The sequence below is a fragment of the Streptomyces sp. NPDC033178 genome (genome assembly GCF_055577685.1).
This window is the reverse complement of sequence record NZ_JBVIPT010000006.1, coordinates 434,445-455,922: the sequence shown is the minus strand read 5'-3', so window position 1 is coordinate 455,922 and position 21,478 is coordinate 434,445. Positions and strand designations below refer to the sequence as shown.

Genomic DNA, 21,478 nt, shown 5'->3' with positions numbered 1-21,478 from the left:
CGTTGGACTGGCATGACTGGCATGGGTTTTGACGCGGGCGGCGCGGCGGGTGCGGCTCGGTCAGCGGGTGTACGAGTGGGGATGTGGCGAAGTGATCGACCGCGAGGCGAAGGCGTTGTTGGCCGACCTGATCAAGCGGGTCAAGGCGGTCGAGGTGGACCTCACCGAGCAGGTCAGTGCGGTGCACGAGGTGGGCGCCCGACTGCGGGCCGAGTACAACAGGGCGCGGGAGCTGGAGCGTACGGCGGCGACGTGGAACGACTGGCTCAAGGAGCGGGTCACCCAGGTCGCCGTGGCGTGGGTGCTCGGCACGGTGTTCGTACGGTTCTGCGAGGACAACCGGCTGATTCCCGAGCCGTATCTCGCGGGTCCGGATCAGGAGCGCCAGGACTTGGCGGAGGCACGGTACGCGCAGTACGTGGCTGACGACTCCGAGGGCGCCGACCCTACGTACCGGGGCTGGCTGGAGCGGGCGTTCGCGGAACTCGGCGCGGGTCAGGCGGGGAAGCTGCTCTTCGACGGTCGCCACAACCCGCTGTACCAGATTCCGCTGTCGCACGGCGGGGCTCGGACCCTCGTGGAGTTCTGGAAGGAGCGGGACGAGGAGGGGCAGCTGGTCCACGACTTCACCGACCCGCTGAGCCCGGACCGCAAGAAGGGTTGGGACACACGGTTCCTGGGTGACCTGTACCAGGATCTGTCGGAGGCGGCCCGCAAGACGTACGCGCTGCTTCAGACGCCCAGGTTCGTGGAGAAGTTCATCCTCGACCGGACGATGAATCCGGTGGTGCGTGAACTAGGCTCCCGTTTCGGCGAGTTGAAGATGATCGACCCCACGTGTGGGTCCGGTCACTTCGTACTGGGCGCGTTCGAGCGGATGGTGGACTTGTGGACGGAGAAGGTGCCGGGCAAGGACCCGCACGAGCTGGTGCGGGCCGCGCTTGACTCCGTGCACGGGGTTGACCTGAATCCGTTCGCGGTGGCTATCGCTCGGTTCCGGTTGCTGATGGCTGCGATGGCGGCGGCGAACGTGCGGACGCTGGCGGAGGCTGGGCGGTACGACTGGCCTGTGCACCTGGCGGTGGGCGACTCACTGATCAAGGCTCGGCAGCTGGAGTTTGGCGTGCGGGGGGTTGCGGGGCAGGGGGAACTGGAGTTCAGCGCGGAGCAGAAGGACGAGCTGGCGGAGTTCTCTTACGCTACTGAGGATGTGCACGAGGCCGAGTTCAAGGGGATTCTTGACGTTGGGCGGTATGACGTGGTGGTGGGGAATCCGCCGTATATTACCGTCAAGGACAAGAAGCTTAATTCTCTTTATCGAGAGCTTTACAAGTCTTGCGCTGGCAAGTATGCATTGTCGGTCCCTTTCGCCGAGCGGTTTTTCCAGCTGGCGAAGGTTGGGGAGCCTGATGGGCGCGGGTATGGGATGGTCGGGCAGATCACCGCGAACTCTTTCATGAAGCGGGAGTTCGGGACGAAGCTGATCGAGGAGTACTTCGCACATAAGGTGGAGTTGACTGAGGTGATTGACACCTCTGGTGCTTATATTCCTGGGCACGGGACGCCGACTGTAATTTTGGTGGGGCGGCGACGGGCTGGGAGTGCACGAAGGGAGACCATTCGGACTGTTCGTAGCGTTCAGGGCGAGCCACGCGTTCCCAAACAGGATGAAGATGGATTGGTTTGGCATGCCATCAAGAACCTGATTGATGATCCAGGGAAAACAAGCAAATGGGTCTCCGTGGGAGATCTCGATCGGCAGCGATATTTTGGCAATCAACCGTGGGTTCTCGCCGACGGCGGGCGAGAATTGATCGAAATGCTTGACAAAGCCAAAGAATCCACCCTGCAGAGCAGAACCTCTCGCATTGGATTCTATGGAATCATAGGGGCAGACGATGCCATGGTTGCTCCACTACAAGCGTTCAGAAATGCCAACATTGAGGATATTCACGTCAGGCGTCTCGTAGTCGGCGACGAAGTGCGCGACTTCAGCTTTTCCGAGGGTAACTTCGCGATCCACCCGTACACCGAGAAACGTCAGCTGGAAGACGTCCAAGAATTCCCTGAATTGTTCAAATGGATCTGGCCCAACCGCACAGAACTGGGGGGGCGGGCGACATTTTCTGGAGGCACATATTTCGGCGACGGGCGCCCGTGGTGGGAGTGGCATCAGATCCCCAAGGATATCGATTCACATAAATGGTCCATCCCTTTCGCGGAAGTAGCTACACACAATCATTTCGCACTCGATAGAGGGGAATGCGCATTCAAGCAGACTGCACCTCTAATTAAACTCTCCAAGGACGCGGGCGAGTCGGACCACCTGAAGCTTTTTGGGCTACTCAACAGCTCAACCGCCTGCTTCTGGCTTAAGATGATGTGCCACAGTAAAGGCAGTACAGTCGACGCTCGCGGAGCCCGCCAAACTACCATTCCATTCGAAGACTTCTACCAATTCAACGGATCCAGCGTCGCCAAGTTCCCTCTGCCGAAAATGCATCATATCGACCTCGCCGATCAACTCAATCAGTTGAGTGAGCGCTTGACAGAAACTCAACCTTTCACCCTGGTAACTTCTGGGTCGTTTTCCCCATCCGCTAATTTCTTCCTCAGTACCCAAGCCAAGTGGCTCTCTATCCGAGCCCAAATGATCGCCCTCCAAGAGGAACTCGACTGGCAGGTCTACTCCCTCTATAACCTGCACGCCGAAGACCTGCGCGCCCCCGAAACCGAGGTTCCCGGACTCGCCCTCGGCGAGCGAGCCTTCGAGATTGTGCTCGCTCGGCGGGTGAAAAAGGGAGAGGCCTCCGGGGAGTGGTTCAAGCGGCACGGGTCCACGCCCATCACGGAGCTGCCCGCTCACTGGTCCGACGACTACAAGGCCGTCGTACAGAAGCGCATCGACGTCATCGAGTCCAGCCGTGCCATCGGCATGATCGAGCGGCCCGAGTACAAGCGGCGATGGGCGACCGAGGGATGGGACTCCCTTCAGAAGAAAGCCCTTCAGTCCTGGCTGCTCGACCGGATCGAGAAGCGTGACCACTGGTTCGACGAGGACGGGCAGCCCACCATCCGCACCCGGTCCCAGCTCACCGACATCCTCTCCCGCGACGCGGACTTCGCCTCCGTAACCGAGCTGTACGCGCCCCACACCGAGCTGGCCACCGTCGTGTCCGGGCTCCTCGCCGAAGAGCACGTCCCCTTCCTCGCTGCCCTCCGTTACAAGCCCGCCGCCCTGAAGAAGCGCCAGGACTGGGAGAACGTCTGGGAGCTTCAGCGCAAGGAGGACGCTGCCGAGACAGAGTCTGAGAAGCGGAAGATCCGGGACTCCATTCCCGTGCCGCCCAAGTACACCTCGGCCGATTTCCTCAAGCCCTCCTACTGGCGGGCACGCGGCAAGCTTGACGTGCCCAAGGAGCGGTTCATCTCCTACTCGACCGGTGCCGTTTCCGGTACCCCCGAGCTGTTCGGATGGGCTGGCTGGGACCACCGGGAGCAGGCGCAGGCGCTCGCCACGTACTTCACCGTGCACGGGCTGACCAAGGAGGAGATCACCCCGCTCCTCGCTGGCCTGCTCGAACTCCAGCCCTGGCTCGATCAGTGGCACAACGAGTTCGACGCCTTGTACAGCGGCTCCCCCGCCGCCTTCTTCGCCGGGCACCGCTCCGTGTACCAAGGCGAGCACGGTCTCACCGATGACGACCTGCGCGCCTGGCGTCCCGCACCTGCCAAGCGGGGCCGGAGCGGTGGCGCTGCCACGAAGAACTGACGTCCACCCACGCCCTGCTGGGGCCCAGCGCATCAACCGCTGGACGCTCAGCAGGGCGTTCGCAGGAGACGGCCGGGGTCGAGCAGTGCACTCGGGGGCGGTGGCACGGTCGCCGCTGGCCACCACGGGTGAGACTGGTGGATCTGGGCCAGCCCCACCGTTCGCAGCCCACCTTCACCAACGCACCCCCTGGCCCAAATCCACCAATTCCCCGCGCCAGCAAGCCACTTCGAATCCCCGGCCACGCCCTCACCCAGAGGACACCGCACCACCCACCGGCAAGATCGCCGTCTGCGGCGCCTTGAACTGCGCCCACACCGTCTTCCCGATCCCGCCCTCCCTATCGTGCACACCCCACAGGTCGGCCAGCGCGTCCACCAGCAGCAGGCCACGCCCGCAGGTCTCGTCCTCCCCCGGCGACCCCAACTCCGGGCACCCCGCCCCCACATCGCTCACCTCCAGGCGCAGTAGCCCGACCTCGATGTCGTAGACGAAACCCACGCCGACCTGCCGATCTCTCGGCACCGGGACCCGCAGCGCGTTGGTCACCAACTCGGACAGCACGAGTTCTGCCGCCTCCGTGACGCCCTGCTCCATGCCCCAGCCCGCGAGCGCCTCCCGGAGTATCGACCGCGACCAGCCCACGCCCCTGGGGTGGCGGGAAATCCGGAAGTGCACTTCGTTCGAGCTGTCGCGGTCTGCCATGACGCCCCCTGAGGCGGGTCGGTTCCTCGCGGCCAACTCCCTCACCGATCCGAGGGGTTGCCCTTGCTCCGTGCAGCAGAATGCCGCGAGACAAGACGTCCATGCAACGTTGAAGGGAATTTTACGGCTTGATTCACCCTTTCGGGTAACCTCGCCATCACGGGCTCTCGGCCCTGATAGGGAGTGCGTATGCCAAACGTGAAGCCATCCACCGTCCTGGGACGCCAACTTGGCGACGAGCTACGCCGTTTCCGTGAGGCGGCAGGCCTCACCACGCAAGATGCCGCCGAGGTCCTCGACTGCACCAAGGGCAAGATCAGCCGTATCGAGAACGGTCATGTCCCGGTTCGCACACCGGACTTGAACGCCCTCATGGGCGCCTACCGAGTCGATGACGATGACGCGCGCAAGCGCCTCGAAGCGCTGGCCCGCAAGGCCAACCGACGGCGGCGCGAGGGCTGGTGGCACCAGTACGACTCCGTCCTCGGCGATGCGTACCGCGACCAGATCGAGCTGGAGGCGATCTGCGACAGCGTGCGGACGTACCAGGTGCAGTTGGTTCCAGGGCTTCTACAGACACCCGAGTACGGCCGCGCGGTGACCGTCGCTTCGCGTTGCTGGCAGAGTCCAGAGGAGATCGATCAGTTCGTGCAGGTACGGCTCGCCCGACAGGAACGGCTTACCGGCGAAGCCCCGATGGAGTTCTGGGCCGTCCTTTCCGAGGGGGTTCTGCGGCAGCAGGTCGGAGGTCCCGAGGTGATGCGCGGGCAGCTGGAGCAGCTCGCAGCCCTTGCGGATCTACCCAACCTCACCATCCAGGTGCTGCCGTTCTCGCGGGGTGCGTACTCGGGTATGTTCGGCCCATACCTGCTGATGCGCTTTCCGCAGGTGGCATCGCTGGATCTCGTACTCACTGAGACGCCGACCGGCAACATCTGGATCGAGCGGGAACCCGAAGTCGCCCACTATCGGACGCTGTTCGATGACGCCCGCACCTCGGCCTTGCCGCCCACGGAATCGCTCAGGCTGATCCAACACGCCGCCAAGGAGTACAGACCGTGAAGCATGCCCGCGTCGCCCCGTCGGACCTCGCCATAGCTGCATGGCGAGTCAGCAGCTACAGCGGCGGCCAGGGGGATTGCGTCGAGATCGCCGACAACATCCCCCACCTCCTCCCCGTCCGCGACAGCAAGCGCCCCACCGGCCCCGTCATCGGGTTCGGCCGCGACGCCTGGCAGACCTTCGTCGCTCAGCTCAGCTGACCCTTCCCCCGTGACCACCGACCACGGTCGGTCACACGGCCGCAGGAAGAACGGCCCCGGCGAAGGGCCAGGCATCCCAGCCCGCCCCTTCGCCGCCCAGCCACCCCACAAACCGCCCCTCCCCACCCCACGCACCTCCGCCCTGTCATACCCGCCGGTTACGATCTGATACGGCCCTTTGGACCTGGGACCCGAGCAGCACCCCCACCCCCAGCTTCACCCCCACCCCCAGCCCAAGGCGCCCGCCCCAGAACAGCCCCAGATGTGCCACAACATTCCACCGGCCGCAGGAGACGCGAGACACACATGCCCCCGACAGCCGCCCCCGCCCCCCTCCTCCGTGACGTCATCGACATCAAGACGTCGATCTCCACCTCCGACTTCGTCCTGAAGCTCGCCGAGGCGGTCACCGAGGAAGGCGCGGCGAACGCGCTGCGGGATTACGTCGTCACTGAGCGGCTCCTGGACAACTTCGACGAGGCGCTCGGGCTGATCAGGGCCGCGCTCGACGGGAACACGTCGAAAGCCGCGTATCTCCACGGGTCGTTCGGTTCCGGTAAATCCCACTTCATGGCCGTCCTGCACGCCATCCTGCGCCGCGACCCCGCCGCCCTCTCCCGCCGGGACTTCGACCCGATACTGGGCAAGCACGAGTGGCTGAACACCGAGCAGAAGAACTTCCTGCTGGTGCCGTACCACATGCTCGGCGCGAAGTCCCTGGAGCAGCGCGTACTCGGCGGCTACGTCAGTCACGTCAAGGCGCTGCATGGCGACAAGGACATCCCCACCCCGCAGGTCTACCGGACCGACGCCCTCTTCGAGGACATCCGCTCGCACCGCATCCGCATGGGCGACGACAAGTTCATCGAGGGGCTCGCCGGCGCCGACGCGGACACGTCCGACGGCAGTGCCGGTGACGACGAGGACGAGTGGGGCGAGTCCTTCGCCTGGACACCCGAACTGCTCGACACCGCCCTCGCCGCCGAGGAGCTGGACGGCGGCGAGGTCAACCTCGATCTCATCAACCCGAGCACCCCTGCCGAGCTGCGCGCCAAACTCGTACACGACGCCAGTTCGACCTGGTTCCCGGGGTTCGCGAAGAACGCGGCCGAGGACGAGCAGGGGTTCATCTCGCTGGACGCCGGGCTCGCGGTGATCGCTGAGCATGCGAAGTCGCTCGGGTACGACGGTCTGATCCTGTTCATGGACGAGCTGATCCTGTGGCTCGCCAACCGCATCCACGACCAGCGGTTCGTGTCCCGCGAAGCCGACAAGATCACCAACTTCGTCGAAGGCGCCGACTCGCGCCGGGCCATTCCGATCGTGTCGTTCATCGCCCGCCAGCGCGATCTGCGCGAACTGGTCGGTGAGGAGACCTCGGGGGCCGCCGAGACCGCCATCCAAGACAGTCTGAACCTCGCCTCCGGGCGCTTCGACAAGATCACCCTGGAGGACCGCAACCTTCCGCAGATCGCGCACGCCCGGCTGCTGAAGCCCAAGGACGCGGAAGCCGGGGCCAAGCTCGACGCCGCGTTCACCAGGATCAAGCGGGTCGGGCCGCAGGTGTGGGACGTACTCCTCGGGTCGGACGAGGGGACCACCGGCGCGGACGAGGCGTCGTTCCGGCTGACGTATCCCTTCTCGCCGGCCTTCATGGACACGCTCGTCCACATCTCGTCCGCGCTCCAGCGGTCCCGTACCGGTCTCAAGCTCATGGGGCAGCTGCTCGCCACGCACCGCGACGACGCCACCCTCGACCAGCTGATCCCGCTCGGTGATCTGTATCCGGTGATCGCCGATGGGGGCGACAAGCCGTTCGTGGACAGTCTGAAGGTCGAGTTCCAGACCGCCGACAAGCTGTACCGGACCAAGATGCGGCCGTATCTGCTCGGCACCTACGAGGTCACCGAAGAGGACATCGAGCAGTACACGCACCGGCGGGACTCGATCACGGACCCGGCGCTGCTCGGCCGGTGCAAGAGCTTCGTCGGGGACAACCGGCTGATGTGCACACTGCTGCTGTCCGCCCTCGCGCCCAGCGTGCCCGCCTTGCGGGACCTCACCATCCGGCGGCTCGGCGCGCTCAACCACGGCTCGGTCGTCTCCCCGATCCCCGGTGCCGACGTCGGGCTGATCAAGACGAAGGTCAAGGAGTGGGCGGCCCAGTTCGCCGAGATCAAGGCGACCGGCACCGACACCAACCCGGGTGTGCGGCTCGAACTCGCCGGCGTGGACGTGGACTCGGTCATCGCCAACGCCAACGTGAACAACAGCCGGGGCAACCGGCGCACCCTGGCCAAGCGGCTGCTCGCCGAGGAACTGGGCCTCGACCTCCAGGACCGGCTGGTCGCCGACGAGCTGAACCTCGTATGGCGCGGCTCGAACCGCACGGCTGAGGTGGTCTTCGGCACCGTCGCCGATCCTGACGACCTCGCCGACCACGAGTTCCAGCCCAGCCAGGAGGGCATGTGGCGGATCGTCATGGGTCTGCCGTACGCGGAGGGCGAGTGGGGGGCGGTCGACGACGCCAACCGGATGCAGGGGCTGCGGGAACGGCCCGGCACGCATCCGCAGACCGTGGCGTGGATTCCCGCCCGGCTGTCCGCCGCCCGGTACAAGGACTTCCAGCGGCTCGTCGTGATCGACTACGCGCTCGCCGACCAGCGTCGTTTCGACACCCAGTACGCGATGCACCTCAACGCCGACAACCGGGCGCGGGCCAAGGCCCTGCTCGAAGGGCAGCGGGAGTCGCTGGCGCAGACCGTGAAGGACGCCTTCAAGGAGGCATACGGGCTGGCCGACAAGAAGGCGTCCGACGTCGACGTGGCCTTCAACGACCATCTTGAGGCCCTGCCCGAAGTCTCCGACCTGCGTATCTCCATCGGGCAGTCGATGCGGGCCGGGGCCCGGCACATCGTCGCGAAGCTGCTCGCCCACCAGTTCCCCGCCCACCCGGACTTCGACCCGCAGGGCAGCAACACGCCCGTCAGGGCGAGCGAGGCGCGGACCGTGTTCGGGCTGGTCCGGGAGGCTGCGGAGGCCTCCGACCGACAGGTGGAGAACTCGGGCAAGGAGAAGGCCCTGATGGAGCGGATCGCCGTACCGCTCGGGCTGGGACAGCAGAAGGAGGCGTACTTCCGGCTGTCGAACCGGTGGGCCGACCACTTCGCGCTGATGGCGCGGACGGACGGCGGACCCGGTGACCTCAGCGTCGCCAAGCTCACCGAGTGGATCGACCGGCCCGAGCGGATGGGTCTGGAGCCGTTCCTCGCCAACCTGGTCATCGCGTCGTACGCGGAGATGGACGACCGCGTGTGGGTGCGCGCCGGTGCGGTCCTCGACCCGGCGCCCGAGCTTTCGGCGATCAGGCCGCAGGACGCGCTGCGATCCCAGCCGCTGCCCGAGGAGGAGGTCTGGGAGGAAGCGGGGCGACGGTACTGGGACGTCTTCGGGGTGGAGGGGGCGGAGACGAAGCCGCCGACGCTGCGCCGGGGGCGGCTGGTCAGCCAGTTCGCGCGGCAGATCCTCGCCAAGGCGCGGCATTTCCGGCCGCACGCGGACGATCTGCTGCGGCAGCTGGAGAGACACTCGGTGTTCCTCTCGCTCGACGGCGGCGACGAGTCCGGCCGGCTCGCCCTCGCCCGCCGGTCGCGGGATCTCCTCGACGAGCTGGCCGGCTTCGACCAGGGGGCGGCGGGCGGCATCGCCGCGGCCAAGCAGATCATCAGCGCCTTCGCCGCGTTCGACCTCGGCGCGGCCTCGGCCGGCCGCTACGGCGCCTCCGTCAAGCAGGCCGAGGCCGTCGCGGCGGCACTGGCCGGCGCGAGCTGGGACACCTTCGAGCTGGCGGCGAACGTCGGCCCGGAGGGCGAGGCGGTCCTCGCGCAGCTGCGCAGCGCCGCCAACGCCGACCAGCGCACCGTCAATCTCAAGGACGCCCTGGAGAAGGCGCGGGTGGCGGGCGTCGCGGCGCTCAAGCGCAACCAGGCCGCCAACGCGCCCACCCGGCCCGCGGCCGGTCCGTCCACGCCCGCTCCGGGGCCGCTCACCTCGCCCGGCGCCGTGGATCTCACCACCGCGAGCAGTCACCCGCCGGTGCCCACGACGCAGCCGTCTCTTCCGGCCGCCGGGACGGGAACCGGGACCGGCGGCCGGGCCGCCCGGCGCTCGGGCGGGGCGCGCACCAAGGCCTCCCAGGCACCGGCCGAGCTGCGCGCGGAGCTGGCCGAACTGGCCGCTCTGGCGGCGGCGGAGCCCGACGTCACCATCGAGTTCAGCTGGCGGGTCGTGGAGTGACGACGGCGGTTACTGTGGCGCGGGCCATGGATGTGGAAACGGGACTAAGGGCAGGTGCGGCGGTGAACGCCATGGAGACGAGGCGGGCAGGCGCGTGAGTACGGCGACCAGCACGAGCGCGGTGCGGCTCAACGCGGCCACCATCACCCAGTACCTCACCTCCCAGCCCGGCCTCACCCCCGGCAAGCGCCGCTCGGTACTGCTGCGGGCCGCACCTGTATGGGACGGCCTTGCCGAACTTCCGTGGGGTGAGGGACGGAGAGCACGGATCGCGTCGGGGCCCTCACCGCTCGCCGTGTACGAGCTGGTGCTGGCCCACCAGGCGGCCGACGCCACCGGCCTCGGCGCCCCGGTCACCGGCCCCGACGTCCTGGTCGTCCTCACCGACCGCGAGGAGGCCGAACTCGGCCCCGACCTGCTGTCCAAGGTCCACAAGCAGCGGGTCAGCGCCGTCAACATCTGGGACGTGGTCCGCGAGGCGTTCGGCGCCGACGCCCCCGACCACTGGCTGTCCGAGGAGAACTGGGCCGCCGAGGCCCTCCTGGACGCCACCCCTCCGGGCGGCTGGCCACGCCTCGCGGGTGGCACTCTCTCGCGGCGCGAGGCGCTGGCGGCACTGGCGATGCGCCGGCTCGGCATCGGGCGCTACGACCCCGATCGCGTCCCCGGCGGGCCGGCGGGGGCCGACGGACTCGACGTACACGCTCTGCTGCGCTGGACGTTGCAGCCGGGAGGCCCGGACCGCTTCCTCGCGCTGCGGGCACCGGAGCGGGCCGGGCTGGCCCGGTTCCTCGGGGAGGACGACCAGGTAGGGCTGACCGGGCGGGCCCTGCTCGCGCTGATCGGCGCCGAGCACGGGCCGGACGCGGTCGCTTTCGGGCTGGTGTGCGCGGCGCTCTGGCGGGACACCGAGGTTCCGGACGCGGCGGGTGGGCGGCGCGGTCACCGGCGTACGGCACCCCGCGCCCAGGCGGCGGCGGGCGGTGCCGCCGTGGACGCCGAGGACTACCGCGCCCGTGGACGTGCGGAACGGTGGTTCGGCGAAGAGCCGCTCGCGCACGGTGAGGCCCTGGACCGGCTCACGGCTGCCTTCGGCCGGGCCTGCGAGGAGTTCGTCTGCGCTCTGCTGCTGACCGGCCGGTCGGAGTTCGACGAGTCGGCGGCAGCCGCCCGGCGAATGAGCGGCGCCGCCCTGGAGCGGGCGGAGTCGCTGGTACGGCAGTTCGGGGCCGAGCGCGCGGCTCAGTCGAGTTCCGTACTGGCGGCCGGACTTGAGGCCCGCTTCGGTGCGGTCGGGCAGGCACTTCGCGGTGGCGACCCGCTGTCGATCTCCCGGGCCGTCAGCGCACTCGACGACCACAGTCTCTCCGCGGACACCGACGCCCGTACGCGTATCGCGCGCGCCCGTATGGCAGAGCGGCTCACGCGGTGGCTGGCGGGCGATCCACCGGCCTCGTCGGAGAACCTCGCGGCCTCGATCGGCCGTCACGTCTCGGAAACGGGCTGGGTCGATCTGGCCCTCGAACACATCGAGTCCGGTGGTGAGAGCGAGCCGACGCTGCGATCGTCGTACGACACCCTGTGTGCCTCCGTGCGCGCTCGCCGTCGCGAGATCGACCGGCACTTCGCGCAGGCGCTCGCCGTCTGGACCGCGGACGGTGGCCCGCCCGGGACCATGCTGACGGTGGAGACCTTCCTCCCGCGCGTCGTCGCCCCTGTGACGAAGTCCGGGGACCGCCGGGTGCTGTTGCTCGTCCTCGACGGGATGAGCGCGGCGATCGCCTCCGAGCTGGCCGAGGAACTGCGTGAGCACTGGGTCGAGTACGACCCTCTGGCCGACGCCAAGGACCCGGCACGGCGCCGGGCGATGGCAGCCGCGCTGCCCACCCTCACCTCGGTCTCCCGGACCTCGCTCTTCGCCGCCGCGCTGACCTCGGGCACACAGGCCGACGAGAAGCGGACGTTTCCCGCCCACCGCTTCTGGGGGGACTCACAGGCCGCGGTCTTCCACAAGGACGACCTGCGTGCCGACGCCGCCGGAGACTCCTTCGGCCCCGAACTGCTCGCCGCGCTCATGGACGACGGTACGCAGGTCGCCGTGGTCCTCAACACGATCGACGACCGGCTCGCCAAGGAACAGAAACTCGGCGACGGCACCTGGCGGCTCGCCGAGATAGGGCAGCTCCGCGAACTGCTGCGGTACGCCGCGCTCCAGGGCCGGGCGGTGATCCTGACCAGCGACCATGGGCACGTCGTCGACCGGCACGGGTCGCGGGTCGCTTCGGGTGCTCCGCTGTCGGCCCGGCACCGGGAACCGGGCGGGCCTCTCGCCGAGCCGGAGGTTCTGTTGTCCGGGCGCCGGGTCGTCGTGCCCGATGCCGGCGACTCGTCCCGGCGCGCGTCCGGTGGCGAGGTCGTCGCACTTTGGGACACGGACTCGCGCTACACGTCGCAGAAGGCGGGCTACCACGGCGGGGCTTCCCTCGCCGAAGTCGCCATCCCCGTGCTGGCGTTCCTTCCCTTCGGCGCGCAGCCGCCCAAGGGCTGGCGCGAACTCGGTGACCAGCGGCCCTCCTGGTGGCGCCTCGACGCGCCCTCGGCCGAGACCGCCCAGACGACGACCCTGTCAACCGCGCCTTCGACCACGTCACGGCCGACGGGAACCCGGCCCGCACCGGCGGCACCACGCCCGACCGGGAAAGCCGCGGACAAGGCGGTCGAGATCGTGGCGAGCCGGGACTCGCTCTTCGACATGGTGCTCGTCCCCACCGAGGAGGAGGACTCACTGCTGTCCGTCACGGCCGTCGTGCCGGACGAGACCGCCTCGCCGAACGACGCGCTGATGACCGCTCTGCTCGGCTCCGAGATCTACCAGGCCCAGGTGGAGGTGCTGTCCCGCAAGCGCGAGCTGCCGAGGATGGAGGAGGCGGTCCGGGTGCTGCTGGACATCGGGGGCACGCTTCCGATGACGGCGCTGGCGCAGCGCGTCGGGCTTCCGGCCGGCCGCAGCGCGGAGGGTTTCTGCGCCGTACTGCGGCAACTGCTCAACTACGACGGCGCCCAGGTCCTGGAGACCCTGCCGGACGGCCGCACCTTGCGGCTGAACGCCGGACTACTGAAGGGGCAGTTCGAGCTGGAGTGACAGTCCTGACCCGGTACCGGCCCGGGAATCACCGGCCGGTACCAGGTGGCGGTACCAGATGCCGCTTCTGTCCGCGCCGTCAGACGAGCTGTCGCATGATCCGCACGAACTGCCCCAACTCGTCGAGGAGTTGCTGCTCCAGCGGCTCAGGGGCAAAGTGCGCAATCTTGTTACGGATCTTGCGGACCTGATCGAGCTGGTACACGAACTGAACGCGGTTCACCATGGCCCAGCCGAGTGCCTGCCAGTTCTGATCCGCCTTGGCGCGCAGTGCGTCCTTGGTCTGCTGGCCGTCGAGCAACGTCACGTAGTCACCGAACATCAGGTCCGAGATCTTGCCGGTCTGCCGCTCCGGCCTCCTCGGCTGCACGGCCTTGATGGCCTCGGGGTCGATCGCGGCACCCAGGCACTTGCGCAGCAGGAACTCGATCTCCCCGACCATGAAGAACGGCCTCGCCGTCGCGTCGAAGCGTTCCGTGATGTCCGCGGAGGTCACGATCCCGCTGAACCGGCCGTCGTTGCGGCGGACAAGCACGTACCCCCTCTCGCTGACCAGGGGCAGTACGGCGAAGAAGTTCTGGTGCTCCTCGGCCACCGGCACATCGTCGACCAGGGCGTTCGCCAGAACCCGCTCGACACCTGCCTTCTCGTACATCCTGGCCACCGAACTCCAGGTGACGGCACCGCACAGCGTGGTCGTCCCGTCGATGACGGGCAACTGGGAGTAGTCCTTGGTACGCATCAGGTGCGTGGCCTCGGAGAGCTGTGCGGTCGGCGGAAGGGACTCAAGGCCCGCCCTGGCCGCCGCGATGTCCCCGATCCGCAGTGGGTGCTGCGGAAGCAGACCTGGCGCCTGCTCCTCCCCCGGCTCCTCGTCATGCGCCTCGTCATGCGCCTCGTCCGCCGCGACGACCGTCTCCAGGGCGACGACGTGGACGGAGCTGCCATGGCCGCAGGTGGCGAAGGACGGAACGGTGGACAGGCCCACATCCTTCAGTGCCTGCGAGATCGCCAGGACGGACTGGTCGTCGCGTCGACGTGTCCCGAAGAGCGCGAGCAGTTCCTGTACCGGGATCTTCGTACCCTTGAGCGCCAGCAGATTTTCGTCGGAGGGCATGATGGCGCTCACCCGCCCAGCTTCTCGGCGAAGCCGCGGTGCACGGTGTGCTTGCGCATGGCGGACCGCACCAGGTCGAGGAGCTGCCGGGAACGGTCCGTGTAGAAGCGTTCGAAATCCCCCTCGTGCAGCGTGGCCGGATCGATGAGGTGCGTCGCGACGACATCGTCGAACCACTCGGGGCGCATGCCCGATTCCAGCATCAGTGACTTGAGGTAAGCGGTGGGCGGACCGGTCATGCTCCGGCTCGCCCGGTACGACAGCGGGGTCTTGTTGACGATCGAGTTGACGCGCGACGCGTAGCCGGGGTGCGACTTGGCCACCCAGGACTTGGGGAAGATCACCCGTACGTCGACGCCGTGCGCGGCCAGTTGGCCAGGGCTCAGCGGTGCCTCGGTGTAGTACCAGTCCACAGCGCCCTGTTTGACGAGCAGTGCGTAGATTCCCTTGTAGGCAGCGCTGTTGCGCGTGGTCAGAGTGTCGAGCCTGTCGGAGACGAACACGGCTTCCGCCACCGTGTCCGGCTCTCCGCCCTGCCCACGGATCCACGCGACGAGCTGCTCCACGTCACGGGGGAAACGGCTCTCGATCGACCCGCCGTACATCTCGCCGAGCACGCCGTTCCAGAACCACTGGGCGATGCGCTCCTCTCCGTCCGCGGTGTCCGTCTCGTCGCCCATGACCGCGCGTACGGCGGCCAGCGGCACGAGTTGGGTGCGGTACGGAAGGTCCGCCGAATTGACGATGCACTGCCGCTCCAGGAACGCTCCGACCCAGGCGAAGGCCTCCGCCAGCCTTGGGGCCAGCCGCCTGAAGTCGCCCAGTGGAAGCTCCAGCAGATCGCGGCGCTTGCAGGAGAGCGAGTTGCGAAGACCGTCCTGCTTGTGCTCCCACGTGCGGACGAGGGCGATCGCCTGAAGGAAGTCGCTGCTGCTCAGCCCGTCCTCGACTCCGGCCTCCATCCTGCCGAACACGGGATGGGCGGCGGTCAGGTCCGACTTGATCTGCAGCCACGCGTCGGGAAGCCGGTAGTACTCCCCGAACTCCGCCACATGGGCCCGGTCGCCCGCGTAGGTGGCGGTGAGCAGCTCGAAGACGTTCAGCGGGACGCCACCCGCGTTCACCCGCTCGAAGACCGCGCACACCGCGTCCATTTCGGTGGAGGCGGGCAAGTTGATCATGGGCACGTCGAACGACTGAACGTGGTTGAGTACGTGTTCCTCGAACCGCGACCAGACATCCCAGTTCGCTTCGTCCAGTTTCACGAATTCCCGGTGCCAGGCATTCATGCGCTGGGTGTCGAACACGAGATTGAGCGGGAAATGGCCTGCGGCGCACTCAAGCTGTGTCGTACTCAGATCGAGGACGACTCGCCGCGCGAAGTCCGTCCTGAGGGTCCGGTCCTCGGGTACCGACACGATCGCGTCGTCCCGGTCCGAGGGCGAGCCGATCGCCTTGGTGATGTCGATGTAGTACCAGCGCCTCAGGTCCTTGCCGCGGGTGTCGACGGTGTCCACCGGCTGGTCGCGTCGCAGAGCCTGGTACAGCGAGGTCATTCGCTGCTGGCCGTCGAGGAGCAGGAGGTCGGGCACCCTGTCCTCGGAGACCTGCGCACCGCTCAGCGGCCTGGGCCTGAAGGGCGTGTTGCCGCCGGTCTGGAGCGACATGACGACGCCGAGCGGGTAGTTGAGCGTGACCGTCGCGATCAGCGCCCGGATGTGCTCGTCGTTCCATTTCCACTCACGCTGGAAATCAGGTAGTTGCAAGGAGCCTGACTCAACCTGCTTGAGCAGATCTCTGAGCTTCGGACTGTCCAGCGACACTCTGCGGTCTCCCCCGCTTTGAACCCCAATGGTGGATACCGTATTGCATCAAGCCATTCTGAGCGCCGTCAAGGAATGCAGGAATCGAGACACCTGCGCCTCGTTGCCATTCAGCCATCACGAACGTATTCGGACACCCGTGATGTCACGGAGGAGCCGGTGCCGCCGTCCCCGGCTGCCGGATGCCTGCTCCCGGCCCCGCCGCACCGTCCTCCAGGGGATGGAAGACTGACGAGGTGAGTACAGACCAGCCGTCCCGGATCTCCCCCGTCAGTGCGACGCGCCGACGTGAGGTGATCGACGCCCTGCGGCGAGGGGCCGTGCCCGAGAGCGGTCTTGACCTGCTGGCGACCGGCCTGGACCGCTTCGAGACCGCGCTGGACGCGGAGCTTTCGGCGGTGGCGTCGGGCGCGTCGGTGTTCAAAGCGGTCCGCGGTGAGTACGGCTCCGGCAAGACCTTCTTCACACGGTGGCTCGGCGAGCGCGCCAAGCGCCGGAATTTCGCCGTGGCCGAGATCCAGATCTCGGAGACCGAGACTCCGTTGCACCGGCTGGAAACCGTCTACCGGCGACTCACGGAACGGCTGGCCACATCCGGGTTTCCACCGAGCGCGCTCCGTCCCGTCGTCGACGCGTGGTTCTACGCGCTGGAAGAGGACGCCCTGGCAGACGGGGCCACCGTAGAGAGCCTCGCAGAGTCGGTCGAGAGGCTCATGGCCGCGCGTCTCGCCGAGGTGTCCCGGCATGCCCCGTCCTTCGCCGCCGCACTCCGTGGGTACCGCACCGCGCTCACCGCGGGCGACGAGACCACCGCGGCGGCTGTCATGGCCTGGCTCGGCGGACAGCCTCACGTGGCCGCCGCCGCCCGCAGAGCCGCGGGGGTTCGGGGAGATCTCGACCACTTCGGCGCACTGGGCTTCGTCCAGGGCCTGCTCACGGTGTTGCGGGACAGCGGACACGCGGGTCTGTTCCTGGTGCTCGACGAGGTGGAAACCCTCCAGCGGGTCCGTTCGGACGCCCGCGACAAGGCGCTCAACGCTCTGCGCCAGCTCATCGACGAGGTGCACTCCGGTCGTTTTCCCGGGCTCTATCTCATCATCACGGGCACACCCGCGTTCTACGACGGCCAGCAGGGCGTGCAGCGGCTGGCACCCCTGGCTCAGCGACTGGCGACCGACTTCACCACCGAACCGCGCTTCGACAACCCACGCGCGGTACAGCTGAGGCTTCCGGGCTTCACGGAGGAGTCGCTGATCGCTCTCGGGCAGACCATCCGGGACCTGTACGCGGACGGGTCCGCGAGTCCGGGACGCATCGCGGCGATGGCCGACAACGCCTATGTCGCGGACCTGGCACGTGCCGTCGGCGGCACTCTTGGGGGCAAGGTCGGAGTGGCCCCCAGGCTGTTCCTGAAGAAGCTGGTGAGTGATGTCCTCGACCGCGTCGACCAGTTCGACGACTTCGATCCGCGCAGGCACTACTCGTTGACGGTGAAGACCTCCGAACTCACCGAAGTCGAAAGGAACGCCGCGGCAGCCGGGGCGGACGACGTGGAACTGGAGCTTCCGTGACGGGAGACGCCCAGGCCCCCGACCCACTGGACCGGCTGCACCCGGGTCTGGTCCATCACATCGTCAACTCGCTTGGCTGGCCTGCTCTTCGGCCCCTCCAGGAGGAATCGATCACCCCCCTCCTCGACGGGGCCGACGCGGTGCTGCTGGCGCCCACGGCCGGCGGAAAGACAGAGGCGGCGGCCTTTCCGTTGCTTTCAAAAATGGCTCTGGAGGGTTGGACAGGCACATCCCTGCTCTACGTCTGCCCCCTCAAAGCACTGCTCAACAACCTCCTGCCACGTCTTGAGACATACACCTCGTGGCTGGGGCGTACCGCCGCGCTCTGGCACGGGGACGTGACGCACTCACGCCGCAGACGCATCCTCAGCGACCGGCCCGACGTGCTGCTCACCACCCCCGAGTCCCTGGAAGCCATGCTGGTCAGCACCAACGTCGACCATCGTGCCTTCTTCTCGGGCCTGCGGGCGATCGTGGTCGACGAGGTACACGCGTTCGCCGGGGACGACCGGGGATGGCATCTGCTCGCCGTACTGGAGCGACTGGAACGGGTGGCGGGGCATCCTGTACAGCGCGTAGGTCTCTCCGCGACGGTCGGCAACCCGGAGCAGTTGCTGCACTGGCTGCAGGGTTCAGGGGCCGAAGAACGCGCGGCTCATGTCGTCGCTCCCCACCTGCGTGATGTCTCCGCGACGCTCCCCCCACCGGGGGAGGTCGAACTCGACCATGTCGGCTCCCTCGACAACGCGGCCCGGGTGATCGCGGCCCTCCACCACGGCGAGAAGCGGCTCGTGTTCTGCGAGTCCCGCAGGGAGGTGGAGGAACTCGGCGCCAGTCTGCGCGCGAAGGGCGTCACCACGTTCCTGTCCCACGCCTCGCTCTCCGTGGACGAGCGGGCCCGTGCCGAGGAGGCGTTCGCCGAGGCCCGCGACTGCGTGATCGTCTCCACCAGCACACTGGAACTCGGCATCGACGTGGGTGACTTGGACCGGGTCCTGCAGATCGGCGCGCCGGGCACCGTGGCGTCGTTTCTGCAGCGCATCGGGCGCACGGGCCGACGGCCGGGATCCGTACGCAACTGCCTCTTCCTCGCCATCGACGAAGACGACCTGCTGTCCGCCGCCGCTCTTCTCCTGCTGTGGTCGCGTGGCTGGGTGGAACCGATCACGCCACCTCCCGAGCCCCGGCACATCGCCGCTCAGCAGATCCTCGCGCTGTGCCTTCAGGAGCACCGGGTCGGGGACCGGCTGTGGCAGGAGTGGTGGGGCGGCATCGGCCCCTTCGGTCCTGCCGCGGAACCCGTGATGCGCCATCTGGTCACGCAGGGCTATCTGGACCAGGACGGAGGCATGCTGTTCATCGGTCCCGAAGCCGAACAACGCTTCGGATTCCGGCATTTCATGGATCTGACGGCGGTGTTCACCGCGGCCCCCGAATTCACCGTACTGTCCGGCCGCACGGAAATCGGCACCACGGATCCAGCGCTGCTCACCGATGAGGTCGTAGGGCCGCGTCGGCTGCTTCTCGCCGGACGCAGTTGGCAGGTGACCTACATCGACTGGTCACGACGACGCTGCTTCGTGGAACCTGTCGAAGACGGCGGCAGGGCGCGCTGGGGTGGCATGGGGTTCACCCGTTCCGCATCGTTCGAACTCGCCCGCGCCGCACGGGAGATCCTGCTCGGCTCGACGCCTCCGGTCAGTCTGACCCGGCGCGCCGAATCCGCGCTGGCGCGGACTCGGGAACGGTACGGCGAGATGGTGCACGTCGGCAGCACCATCGTGACCCGCGGTGGACCGGACACAAACGTGCGCTGGTGGACCTGGGCGGGCAGTCGTGCGAACGCCACACTCGCCGCCACGCTCACCTCGGTTGCCGACCCACTGCAGCGCCCGACAGACACGTATCTGCGGCTGCGCGAGGACATTACGGCTCAGGAGTGGAGGAAGGCCGCCGCAGAGGCCGCCGAACACCTCTGTCTACCCGCCGTGGACCCTCGCGCGGTGGCCGGGCTGAAATTCAGCGCCGCCCTGCCGCCTCGTCTGGCGGAAGCAACCGTCGCATCACGCCTGGCCGATCTGGACGGGGCGGCCGCCGTCCTGCGGGAACCTGTCAGATTCATGCACCGAACTGCGGCTAGCGACGCCTGGGAGTGACGTGCTTAGCGCTCCTCGGCCCACACACGCAGCTCAGCGGCAATGAAGGGGGGCATCTCTCCCTTTGGCCGCGTGCCTGTCAGAGTGAACCGCTCCGGGTCTGATGGAGGCTCGGGAGTGCCCTGAGTTGGGTGGAGGGTGCTTTGCGTTCAGCCAGCCGGGCTGAAGTGCGCGGAGAATCACCGCAGCCCATTGGTCAGGACGAGTGCCCGCAGTGGCCGCGTGGGTGGCTACCCTGGTGGCTATGTTCACAGCCACGTGTACCGGTTTGAACCGGTACGGACCGGGGTCTGATGAGGCCCTTCAACTTACGAAAAAAGGGCACCTGACCAGCAGTTTCCCTGGCCATAGGGCCCTTGGCGGCAGACGAGTCGGGCTGTACGCCGGGTTCTGTCGCCGGTCGACCTCGCGGTCGGCCGGGAGACGGCCATCCATCTAGGGTCGGCGTTGCCGCCGGCCTCGTGCGGTCTACCCGCGGACTCGGGCGAGCCGCCCTCGAACGTCCGCGCAGGGCACGTGTTACCGCGCCCCTCTTGACCTTGCTCCGGGTGGGGTTTACCTAGCCGCCTGAGTCGCCTCAGGCGCTGGTGGTCTCTTACACCACCGTTTCACCCTTACCTGGGACCGAGGTCCCTGGCGGTTTGCTTTCTGTGGCACTGTCCCGCGGGTCACCCCGGGTGGCCGTTAGCCACCACCCTGCCCTGTGGAGCCCGGACGTTCCTCGGGAAGCGCCCCCGAAGGGGACTCCACGCGGCCGTCCGCCCGGCTCGTCTGCCGTGTCGACCATGGTACCGGGCTCGCGGCCCGGCCCGGAACGCGAGCGGCCGGAGCCCGCCGTCGCCAGGAACGAGCCCAGCAGGATCAGGGTGAACGCCGCCACCACTCCCGCCGTCAGTTCCTCGTCCAGGAACAGCACGCCCGCCGTCACCGCCACCGCCGGGTTGACGTACGTGAAGACCATCGCCCTCGTCGGCCCCGCCTCCCTGATCAGTTCCAGGAAGACCACGAAGGCCAGCGCCGTGCAGATCACTCCCAGGCCCGAGAGGGATGCCAGGACCGAGGGGGACGGGAGCGACGACGGTCGTGTCAGGGCCGCCGCCGGGGCGTACACCAGCGCCGCCAGGAGCAGGCAGGGGGCTATCAGTTGCAGGGTCGGGACCGGCTTCAGGTAGCGGGCCATGATCAGCGGGGCCGTGGCGTAGCCCACTACCGTCACCAGCATCTCCGTCAGGGCGCGGGCGTTTCCGCCTGTCAGGTGTGGGGCCGTCAGGACTGCCACGCCGGCCAGGCCCAGCGCCAGGCCGGACATGCGGCGGGTGCCCAGGCGTTCCGTGTCTCCGAAGTAGCGGGCCAGGAGTATGCCGACGATGGGTACGCCCGCGATCAGCAGGCCCGCCGTCGAGCTGGAGAGGTGGCGTTCCGCGTCGGTCAGGGTCCACCAGGGGCCGATGATCTCTATGCACGCGAAGGCCAGCATGGGGCGCCAGTGCGTTCGTACGACTCCGATCAGGTTTCCCTGGCGGATGGCGAACGGGAGGAGCAGGGCCGCGCCCAGCGCACATCGTGTGAACACCACCGTGGACGCGGACATGCCACCGTCCACCGCCACTTTGATCATCAGGTAGGGGATGCCC

General features: G+C 67.8%; 10 protein-coding genes, 1 other RNA gene and 1 pseudogene. 7 read left to right on the top strand and 5 right to left on the bottom strand.

Annotated features, from left to right (window positions below):
* Positions 1-91: 91 nt before the first annotated feature.
* A complete protein-coding gene (gene pglX / locus ACZ5VQ_RS18305) occupies positions 92-3,772 on the top strand; it encodes a BREX-2 system adenine-specific DNA-methyltransferase PglX (RefSeq protein ID WP_469105777.1) in 3,681 nt (1,226 codons plus the stop codon).
* Positions 3,773-4,021: 249 nt separating this feature from the next.
* Here pglX and ACZ5VQ_RS18300 read toward each other — a convergent pair whose 3' ends face one another.
* A complete protein-coding gene (locus tag ACZ5VQ_RS18300) occupies positions 4,022-4,477 on the bottom strand; it encodes an ATP-binding protein (RefSeq protein ID WP_469105776.1) in 456 nt (151 codons plus the stop codon).
* A gap of 189 nt (positions 4,478-4,666) precedes the next feature.
* On the opposite strand from ACZ5VQ_RS18300, the gene ACZ5VQ_RS18295 reads away from it, so the two are divergent.
* The 4 genes from ACZ5VQ_RS18295 to pglZ all read left to right on the top strand — a co-directional run bounded on the left by ACZ5VQ_RS18295 (position 4,667) and on the right by pglZ (position 13,177).
* Positions 4,667-5,539, top strand: a complete 873-nt coding sequence (locus tag ACZ5VQ_RS18295) for a helix-turn-helix domain-containing protein (RefSeq protein ID WP_469105775.1) — start codon at positions 4,667-4,669, stop codon at positions 5,537-5,539.
* Entirely contained in the window at positions 5,536-5,739 is a 204-nt protein-coding gene (locus ACZ5VQ_RS18290; protein WP_469105774.1) for a DUF397 domain-containing protein, read from the top strand. The genes ACZ5VQ_RS18295 and ACZ5VQ_RS18290 overlap by 4 nt, the downstream gene beginning before the upstream one ends.
* A 306-nt stretch (positions 5,740-6,045) precedes the next feature.
* The gene (pglY, locus tag ACZ5VQ_RS18285; protein ID WP_469105773.1) at positions 6,046-10,035 is read left to right on the top strand and encodes a BREX-2 system ATPase PglY; all 3,990 of its coding nucleotides are present in this window, start codon (positions 6,046-6,048) and stop codon (positions 10,033-10,035) included.
* A gap of 94 nt (positions 10,036-10,129) precedes the next feature.
* The gene (pglZ, locus tag ACZ5VQ_RS18280) at positions 10,130-13,177 is read left to right on the top strand and encodes a BREX-2 system phosphatase PglZ (RefSeq protein ID WP_469105772.1); all 3,048 of its coding nucleotides are present in this window, start codon (positions 10,130-10,132) and stop codon (positions 13,175-13,177) included.
* Between the two features lie 79 nt (positions 13,178-13,256).
* Here the strand turns inward: pglZ and ACZ5VQ_RS18275 are convergent, their stop codons facing one another.
* Both ACZ5VQ_RS18275 and ACZ5VQ_RS18270 read right to left on the bottom strand, forming a co-directional pair.
* On the bottom strand, positions 13,257-14,306 hold the full coding sequence (locus ACZ5VQ_RS18275) for a CBS domain-containing protein (RefSeq protein ID WP_469105771.1): 1,050 nt from the start codon (positions 14,304-14,306) through the stop codon (positions 13,257-13,259).
* Positions 14,303-16,117, bottom strand: coding sequence for a GmrSD restriction endonuclease domain-containing protein (locus ACZ5VQ_RS18270; RefSeq protein WP_469105770.1), 1,815 nt, complete (start codon positions 16,115-16,117; stop codon positions 14,303-14,305). Before ACZ5VQ_RS18270 ends, ACZ5VQ_RS18275 begins: the two co-directional genes overlap by 4 nt.
* A gap of 236 nt (positions 16,118-16,353) precedes the next feature.
* Here ACZ5VQ_RS18270 and brxD point away from each other — a divergent pair, with 236 nt between their 5' ends.
* Both brxD and ACZ5VQ_RS18260 read left to right on the top strand, forming a co-directional pair.
* Positions 16,354-17,688, top strand: coding sequence for a BREX system ATP-binding protein BrxD (gene brxD / locus ACZ5VQ_RS18265; protein ID WP_469105769.1), 1,335 nt, complete (start codon positions 16,354-16,356; stop codon positions 17,686-17,688).
* A complete protein-coding gene (locus tag ACZ5VQ_RS18260) occupies positions 17,685-19,844 on the top strand; it encodes a DEAD/DEAH box helicase (protein WP_469105768.1) in 2,160 nt (719 codons plus the stop codon). Before brxD ends, ACZ5VQ_RS18260 begins: the two co-directional genes overlap by 4 nt.
* A gap of 363 nt (positions 19,845-20,207) precedes the next feature.
* On the opposite strand, the gene rnpB is transcribed toward ACZ5VQ_RS18260, so the two are convergent.
* An RNA gene (gene rnpB, locus ACZ5VQ_RS18255) (RNase P RNA component class A) lies at positions 20,208-20,614 on the bottom strand.
* A 128-nt stretch (positions 20,615-20,742) separates the two neighbouring features.
* Positions 20,743-21,462: pseudogene (locus ACZ5VQ_RS18250) on the bottom strand (DMT family transporter); the annotation flags it as partial.
* Positions 21,463-21,478 lie beyond the last annotated feature (16 nt).